The organism is Kribbella sp. NPDC026611, from assembly GCF_040638345.1.
Lineage (GTDB): Bacteria > Actinomycetota > Actinomycetes > Propionibacteriales > Kribbellaceae > Kribbella.
Window position 1 is genome coordinate 40637 of record NZ_JBEZYC010000017.1, and the last position, 7841, is coordinate 48477.

The 7841-nt window shown below is 69.4% G+C and carries 9 protein-coding genes; 3 read left to right on the top strand and 6 right to left on the bottom strand.

Annotation, left to right across the window (positions count from 1 at the left end; translation table 11 throughout):
* Positions 1 to 47 precede the first annotated feature (47 nt).
* From AB0E69_RS40465 to ccsA, 5 genes are read right to left on the bottom strand one after another with little or no spacing between them, the layout of a single operon-like run.
* The gene (locus AB0E69_RS40465) at positions 48 to 1193 is read right to left on the bottom strand and encodes an MFS transporter (protein ID WP_360159568.1); all 1146 of its coding nucleotides are present in this window, start codon (positions 1191 to 1193) and stop codon (positions 48 to 50) included.
* On the bottom strand, positions 1186 to 1617 hold the full coding sequence (locus AB0E69_RS40470; RefSeq protein WP_360159570.1) for a hypothetical protein: 432 nt from the start codon (positions 1615 to 1617) through the stop codon (positions 1186 to 1188). The genes AB0E69_RS40465 and AB0E69_RS40470 overlap by 8 nt, the downstream gene beginning before the upstream one ends.
* Positions 1607 to 1984: a hypothetical protein gene (locus AB0E69_RS40475; protein ID WP_360159571.1), complete on the bottom strand. Its 378-nt coding sequence runs from the start codon at positions 1982 to 1984 to the stop codon at positions 1607 to 1609. Before AB0E69_RS40475 ends, AB0E69_RS40470 begins: the two co-directional genes overlap by 11 nt.
* A complete protein-coding gene (locus AB0E69_RS40480) occupies positions 1981 to 2928 on the bottom strand; it encodes a COX15/CtaA family protein (RefSeq protein WP_360159573.1) in 948 nt (315 codons plus the stop codon). The genes AB0E69_RS40475 and AB0E69_RS40480 overlap by 4 nt, the downstream gene beginning before the upstream one ends.
* A 3-nt stretch (positions 2929 to 2931) precedes the next feature.
* Positions 2932 to 3870: a cytochrome c biogenesis protein CcsA gene (gene ccsA, locus AB0E69_RS40485; protein WP_360159575.1), complete on the bottom strand. Its 939-nt coding sequence runs from the start codon at positions 3868 to 3870 to the stop codon at positions 2932 to 2934.
* 92 nt (positions 3871 to 3962) lie between these two features.
* Between ccsA and AB0E69_RS40490 the strand changes: the two genes are divergently transcribed.
* Both AB0E69_RS40490 and AB0E69_RS40495 read left to right on the top strand, forming a co-directional pair.
* Positions 3963 to 4370 (top strand): BlaI/MecI/CopY family transcriptional regulator, encoded by a 408-nt coding sequence (locus AB0E69_RS40490; protein ID WP_360159577.1) that lies wholly within the window; start codon positions 3963 to 3965, stop codon positions 4368 to 4370.
* Positions 4367 to 5263 carry a M48 family metalloprotease gene (locus AB0E69_RS40495; RefSeq protein ID WP_360159579.1) on the top strand — a complete coding sequence of 299 codons (897 nt, stop codon included), beginning with the start codon at positions 4367 to 4369 and terminating at the stop codon, positions 5261 to 5263. Before AB0E69_RS40490 ends, AB0E69_RS40495 begins: the two co-directional genes overlap by 4 nt.
* Positions 5264 to 5482: 219 nt before the next feature.
* Here the strand turns inward: AB0E69_RS40495 and AB0E69_RS40500 are convergent, their stop codons facing one another.
* Positions 5483 to 7351 (bottom strand): acyl-CoA dehydrogenase, encoded by a 1869-nt coding sequence (locus tag AB0E69_RS40500; RefSeq protein WP_360159581.1) that lies wholly within the window; start codon positions 7349 to 7351, stop codon positions 5483 to 5485.
* A 165-nt stretch (positions 7352 to 7516) separates the two neighbouring features.
* Here AB0E69_RS40500 and AB0E69_RS40505 point away from each other — a divergent pair.
* Positions 7517 to 7841 (top strand): histidine phosphatase family protein (locus AB0E69_RS40505; protein ID WP_360159583.1); only part of this gene is annotated, 325 nt, incomplete at its 3' end.

A 7841-nucleotide genomic window follows, 5' to 3' on the forward strand; every position in this document is an offset into this window, starting at 1 on the left:
AACAGCAGATGTCTGTTGCACCACCAGGTACCCACCGCGAAACAGTCTCAGTTCGACCGCTCGGCGCCGGCGAGGAGGGTAGCCATGACCGCGGTCGCAACCGCCGCTACCAGGTACGGCAGGTCGGCGTGCAGGTCGTAGAGAAGGCCCGCGCCGAGAGGACCACAAGCGCGACCGGCAGCGTTCGCGCTCTGTGACCAGCCGAGGCGTACGCCGGTGCTCGTCGGCGGACCGCTGCGGGAGATCAGGCTCGCCTGGGTCACCGTGAAGGCGCCGTACGCAGCCGACAGCAGGAGGACGCCAAGGACGGTGCCGGGAGCCCAGGCCACCGGGATCGCTGCCAGACCGGCCGCTACCAGGGTCATCGAACCGAGGGCGACAATCCGGTCCGGGACCTGTCGCGCGCGCCGCAGGCCGATGCCGATCTGAGCCAGCACCATGGACAACCCGGCGAGCGCGAGCAGCCACCCCACGCCGGAAGGCCCGTAGCGGTAGCGGGCGTCAACCAGGAGGCCGACGGTGGTCTCCATCGAGACGAACGCCCCGGTGACGACAGCTCCGCCCAGGACCAGCACGATGAGCAACCTGGGTCGCTCGGCTCGGGGGGAGGGCGGTCGCGGTGTGGGGTGCTCCGGACCGGAGGGGTGGGGAAGCACCCGCCAGGCGGCGACCAGGTTCGCGGCTGTGACGGCCGCGCCGGCCCAGCACACCGATGCGAAGCCCAGGGGTGCGAGGGCCGCGCCGATGGCTGGACCGACCGTGAAGGCGAGGCCGATCCCTGCTCCGATCCGGCCCATCGCGCTTCGGCGGTCCTCGGAGGTGGTGATGTCGGCAGCGAACGCGTAGGCCACGGTGATGCTGCCGCCGCACAGCCCCGCCAGGACGCGGGCGACGATCAGGAGGGTCACGGTGGGCGCGAGTGCCGAGAGCGCGAAGGAGGCCGTGGAGCCCGCCAGGCTGAGCAGGAGCAGTCCACGCCGCCCGTAGCGGTCCGAGAGCCGGCCGAGGACGGGGGCCGCCGCCATCTGCGCCAGCGAGTAACTGGTGAGGATGGCGCCCAGCGCGAGACCGCTGCCGCCCAGGTGCAGCACGAAGAACGGAAGGGAAGGCAGGATGATGGCCAGGCCGAGCAGGTCGACGAAGACGACCGACGCCAGGGCGAGCACCTGAGTGCGGACGGACAGTTCACTCATCGTCTCGGCCCCGCCGCCCCCGGAGCAACCACCAGAGCCCGACCAGGGGGAGGACGAGCGGGATGTAGCCGTAGCCCTGGCCGAAGTGGGACCACACCGTCCGATCGGGGAACAGGTCGCGCGCCAGGTAGCTGAGCGTGCCGACCACCAGTACGCCGGCCAGCTCGACGCTGCACGCGCCGATCGCGACGTACCGCGCACGGTCCCCGATGGCCAGGCATGCGGTCGCGAGGAGATAGATCACTGCCGCGAGCGCGGACAGGGAGTACGCCAGAGGAGCCTTGCCGGCGTCAGCAATGAGTTGGACCGTGGATCGTCCGGTCGCCGCCACCGCGAAGAGAGCGTAGACCGCGGTGAGAGTCCGGCCCGGGCCGGTGTTGATGCCGGTCGGCAGCGGGGTTTTCGCCGTGCGCTCACGCGCCATGGGCAAGCCCCCAGATCTGCTGGGTCCGAAGGATCATGACCGGTACTGCGAGGCAGGCGACGATGATGGTGGCCACGCCGAACCTGGTGCGGTCCACGAAGGCCCAGAGCAGTCCCGCCGGGACGATGATCAGGAGCACGAACAGGTAGCCGATCAGAGCCGGCGTGTCGACGTCACGGTCGGTGCTGACCAGCAGCACGACGTTGCCGACGATTGTCGCCAGCAGGGCAGCTTCCAGGCCGAGCAGCCCGAAGACGGTGGGCCAGCCGGGTAGACGGTCGCGGATGACGCATCCGGCGGCAGCGAGCGCAGCAAGCAGGGCGAGCACCGTGGCCACGGTGTCGATACCCCCGATGACGGGATTCAAGGGATCTCCGTTCCTTCCTGGGAGTGAACAGGGACACCGGCCCGGGCGAGGTGCACCAGCCGATGCAGACAAGACAGCCCGGCCAGAAGCGTGGCGGCCAGCAGCAGGTGCACGGCCACGCCGATGGCGGGTCGGCCGGACCTCACCTGCCACTCGCCGACGCCGAGCTGCATCACGAGCAGCCCGAAGATCCCGGTCAGCAGTGCGCCCGTGGTTGCCGGCGGTGAAGCGGTCTGGCGATTCGCCGTCTGCCGCCGTGCTGCCCAGACGGTTGCAACCAACGAGGCGAGCAGGCCTGTCGCAGCGAGAGCGTGGAGCCGGGTGACGAGCATCCAGTCGACCGCGAGGCGCGCGGATGCGGCGTCGCCGGCGTACGGGCCGGAGGCCGAGACTACGGTGCCCGCGATCACGACGACAAGCCCCAGCGCACAGGTTGCGGTGGTCAACCTTTGGACGCGTCGCTCGACTCGAGGCGCTGGCCCAGGTCCGGCGTACTGCAGCCTGATCGTGACGGCGGCGTAGATCAGGAAGGCCGAGACGAACATGTGCAGAGCGACCAGAACAGGAGCCAGGTCGGCGATCACGGCGAGGCCGCCGATGACGGCTTGAGCGACGACGCCGGTGAGTTGTCCGGCTGCCCACCGCGTCAGGAAGCGGTCACCGCGTCGCGCGACGGCGATCAGCGACGCGACGCACAGGACGATCACTCCGGCCGCGACCAGCCGGTTGCTGAACTCGATCCACATCGCGGGGCCGGAATGTGTGGGTCCGAGCGACTGGGGAGTGCATGCGGGCCAGCTCGGGCAGCCCAGTCCAGAGCCCGTGATCCGCACCAGGCCACCGGTGACGACGATCGTGACCTGGGCGACGACCGTCGCGGTCAGCACCCGCGCGGTTCGGCGAGCGTCCCCTGGGCGCGTCAGCACCTTGCCGGCTGTCCGCACGGCTCAGAGTCCGGCGTACGAATGGAGTCCGCTGAACCACAGGTTGACGCCGATGAAGTTGAACAGCAGCGTCCCGTAGGCGATCAGGCCCACGACGGCGAGCGTGCGCTTCTTGACGCCTGCCGTGCGGCGGGAGTGCAGGTACGCGGCGAGCATGACCCAACTGACGAAGGCCCAGATCTCCTTGGGATCCCAGCCCCAGTAGCGGCCCCAGGCGTAGTTGGCCCAGATCGCCCCCGTCGTCACCGCGAACGTCCAGACCGGGAACGCGAAGGCGAACGCCGCGCTGGTGATCTTCTCCGCCCGCGGTAGGAGGTCCGGCCGGCCGGCTCGCTGCGCCTTCAGCTGCGCCGCACAGCCCACAGCGCCGATGGTCACCGAACCCACCCCGATGGCTGCCGCTGTCACATGGATGCCGATCCAGTAGGACTGCAAGGACGGCGGCAGGTCCTGCTGCGGTGCCTTGTAGAGCGTGCTGACCGCCAAGAACATGGCGGAGGTGATCGGCAGCAGCGCCAGCAACCCGAGCTCCCGCAGTTGCCCGGTTCGCCGCCCGATCACCAGATAGCTGATCGTGGCCACGAACGACGCCGCCACCGTGAACTCGAACAGGTTGCTCAGCGGTGCGCGACCCACCAGGAGACCACGCGTCAGGAGATCGGCGCCGTGCAGCACCGCGGCGAGCACCGTCAGGTTGACGCCGATCCGAGCGATCACCTCGCCGCGCGCCCGCAGTACGGAATCGGCGCCTGCCGACTGATCGCTGTCGCGCCGAGCCTCACCGACCCGTACGAGTTGCCCGCCCGGAGCGACCGCGGTACGAGACGCGCGACGGGGCGCGGCCGCCGACGACAGCGCCAGCCCGACACCGAACATCAGCGCGGCCAAGGCGTAGACCGCCGTCGCCGCGAGCAGGAAGCCGCCACTCAGATCAGTCCACACGTCGATTCCTCCGATGTGCTACATGATGTAACGCTAGCAACTGTAGCGCTACGCAGGACCGCAGCATCCGCGAGGGGTGGGATGATGGACGCGTGAAGGAGACATGGCACGGTGCGGAACGGGCGGCACACGACGCGGGGCCGGCTCGTCTCGGGACGTTGGAGCGCGCCTTCATGGAGGCGCTCTGGGAGGCCGATGCGGCGCTCTCGGCGCGTGCGGTCCAGGCCGCGTGCAGCAGCCACGACCTGGCGTACGCGACCGTCCGGACCGTGTTGAACAGACTCGCCGAGAAGGGCCTCGTCCGTCGCGTCCGGTCCGATCGAGCTTGGCTCTACGAGCCGGTGGCCAGTCGGGAGGCGTTCGTGGCGGAGCTGATGCTGCAGGCCTTGGCGCTCACCGGCGATCGTGAAGCGGCGCTCGCAGCCTTCGCGCGAGTGGTCCGGCCCGCCGAGGCGGAAGCGCTCCGTCAGGCCCTGAGCCCGCGGCAGCGACGAAGATGATCTACGCGACGCACCACGCCGCGGCGCTGCTCGGAGCTGCCCTGACAGCCGCAGCCCTGCTGCACGGAAAAGCGTGGACGCGCCAGCATCCGCGCGCGGCCGTGACGCTCTGGCACCTGCTGAGTCTGACCTGTCTGCTGGCGTCGTTCGGCTTCCTGGTCAGTGTCGCCCTGCCGGCTCTGGGTGTCGTCCCCGCGCTGGGCGCCATCGGTCGCGGCAAGCCGAGCATGAGTCAACTGAACACGGTGGAGGCGGTCGCTCTGCTGAGCGCGTTCGCGATGCTGACACTCGTTCTGGCGACCTACGCGCACGCCACGTTTCGGTCGCGGCGCGCGCAATCGCGTCAGCGCTTGCTGCTCGACCTCGTCGCGCACCCGCAGCAAGGACAGATGGCGGTCATCGACCACACGGCCCCGCTGGTGTACGCCGTACCCGGCCGGGAGCCGACCATCGTCGCGACGACCGCGGCGATCCGGGCCCTGACTCCACCGGAGTTGGCCGCCGTGCTCGCCCACGAGCGCAACCATCTGTCAGCGCGGCACGACCTGGCGATCCTGCCCTTCGCGATGTTCCGTCGCCTCTTCCGGCGCGCTCCGCTGTCGCTCGCGGTGCATTCCGAGGTCGATCTGCTGCTGGAGATGTGCGCGGACGACCACGCCGCCAGGCTGGGGCATCTCGACCCGTTGCGCTCGTCTCTCGAGGTATTCGTCGACGAGGAGCGCCGGGCGGCCGAACTGCGCGGCGAACGCCTCGCCGGTCAGGCGCTCACCGCGCGGCGGGACCGCCTGGAGCCGGGCACGGCCGGCGTCCGCCTCGGGGTACCGCTGCTCGCTTACGTCTCAGCGCTCACCTTTCTCGCCACCACGCTGAGCTTGTACGTCCTGCCGCTCTGAACCCACCGGGATCCGGCGCCTCAGCAGCTCCCGCAATTAGACGCGACCCTGGCTCGGACAGGGGAAGCCAGGCCAGGGTCGCGGTACCTCAGGGCAGAAACTCTGCTGCACCGGGAAGCCCTTGGGGAGGGCAGATCGCGGGGCAACCCGGGGCAGATCGATCTGCCCCGGTCTGGCCTCCGGCCCGGACCGCGCAAGCGCCCGAGCCGGAGAGATCGGTCAGAAAGCGGACTCCGGAAGGTCCATGACGTCGAGGTCGGTGAGCTCGGCCTTGACCCGCTCGGCGCGGACGGACGGCATGGTGGACCGGACGAACCACTGGGCCGCGGCGACCTTCCCGGTGTAAAAGTCCTGGTCAGCGGCGGACAGTTCGCCGCCGAGCCGGTTCAGTGCGACCTCGGCCTGGCGCAGCATCAGCCACGAGCAGACCACGTCACCGAGCACGAACAGCAGCCGTGAGGTGTTCAGCCCGACCTTGTACACGTTCCGGATGTCGCCGTTCTCGGCCTGGGGGTTGGCGGCCATCAGGGCCTGCCCCATGATGCCCAGGATCTTCTGGGTGTCCTCGAGGCCCTTCGCGAGCAGCGCGCGCTCCTCCTTGAGCCGGCCGTTGCCCGCCTCGGAGGCGACGAACGCCTGGACCTGCTCGGCCAGGTGGCCGAGGGCCTTGCCCTGGTCCTTGATGATCTTGCGGAAGAACAGGTCCTGCCCCTGGATGGCCGTCGTGCCCTCGTAGAGGGTGTCGATCTTCGCGTCCCGCACGTACTGCTCGATCGGGTAGTCCTGCAGGAAGCCGGACCCGCCGAAGGTCTGCAGCGACTCGGTGCCGAGCAGCGTCCACGACTTCTCCGAGCCGTAGCCCTTGACCAGCGGCAGCAGCAGGTCGTTGACGCCTTCGGCGACGGTGTCGTGCTCGCCGGCGTAGCGGGCCTGCTCGGCGCGGTCCTGGTACGTCGCGGTGAACAGCACGAGCGCCCGCAGCGCCTCGGCGTACGACTTCTGCGTCAGCAGCGAACGCCGTACGTCGGGGTGATGGGTGATCGTGACCCGCGGCGCATCCTTGGCCGGGTTGGTCATGTCCGCGCCCTGGACCCGCTCCTTGGCGTAGTCGAGCGCGTTCAGGTAGCCGCTGGACAGGGTCGCGATGGCCTTGGTGCCGACCATCATCCGCGCGTACTCGATCACCTGGAACATCTGCGCGATGCCGTCGTGCACCTCGCCCAGCAGCCAGCCCTTCGCCGGGCCGCCGAGGTTGGAGTCGCCGAAGGTGATCTCGCAGGTCGTGGAGACCTTGATCCCCATCTTCTTCTCGACGTTCGTGACGAAGGCGCCGTTGCGCTCCCCGGTCAGCTCGCCGGTCTCCAGGTCGAAGTGGTGCTTCGGGACCACGAACAGGCTCAGGCCCTTCGTGCCCGGGCCACCGACGCCCTCGATGCCCTGCGGGCGGGCCAGCACCAGGTGGACGATGTTCTCGGTCATGTCGTGCTCGCCCGAGGTGATGAACCGCTTGACGCCCTCGATGTGCCAGGAGCCGTCGTCCTGCAGCGTCGCCTTGGTGCGCCCGGCGCCGACGTCAGAACCGGCGTCCGGCTCGGTCAGCACCATGGTCGCGCCCCAGCCGCGCTCGATGATGTGGTGCGCGATCTTCTGGTCCCGCTCGGTCCCACTGCGCCACAGCACGTGGGCGAAGTTCGGGCCGGCGGCGTACATGTGCACCGGCGGGTTGGCGCCGAGGACCAGCTCAGCGGCGGCCCAGCGCAGCGAGGGCGGGGTCGGCTGGCCGCCGAGCTCCGCCGGCAGCTCGAGCTTCCACCACTCGGAGTCCATGTAGGCATGGAAGCTCTTCTTGAAGGCCTCCGGCATCCGGACCTCGTGCGCCTCCGGGTCGAACACCGGCGGCGTCCGGTCGGCCTCGGCGAACGAGGCGGCCAGTTCGTGCTTGGCCAGCCGGTCGATCTCCGCGAGCACCTCGCGGGCGGTGTCGACATCCATATCGGCGTACGGGCCCTGCCCGAGCACCTCGTCCCGGCCCAGGACCTCGAGCAGGTTGAACTCGATGTCGCGCAGGTTCGACTTGTAGTGACTCATGCCTCCACCTCGCTTCGCTCGGCTCCGGCATGAGCCAGGGGACTGCTGTGCATATTGGTTCGTTCGCTGCGCTCTCTCACGTAATCCCCTCAGCGATCGCTTACTCACGAGTAACTTGAGTATATACCCGTGGGTAACGACGGCAAAGGGTGTTACCTGTGACCTGTGGCCAAGCTGATATACGAGACGCACTCGATCACCGTCGACAACGAGCGCGGGATCGCCACCGGATGGCTCCCCGGCGAGCTGTCGGCGGAGGGGCGGCGGCTGGCGGCTGAGCTCGGTCCGCGGCGGCGGGAGGTGGACCTGGTCTTCAGCTCGGACCTGCGGCGCGCGGTGCAGACGGTCGAGTTGTCCGGACTCACGGCGCCGTACCTCCAGGACTGGCGGTTGCGCGAGTGCAACTACGGCGAACTCAACGGTGCGCCGGTGGACGCGGGGGCGCACCCGCGGGGGGGAGCGACAGAGACCAGTGAAAAAAAAGACGAAC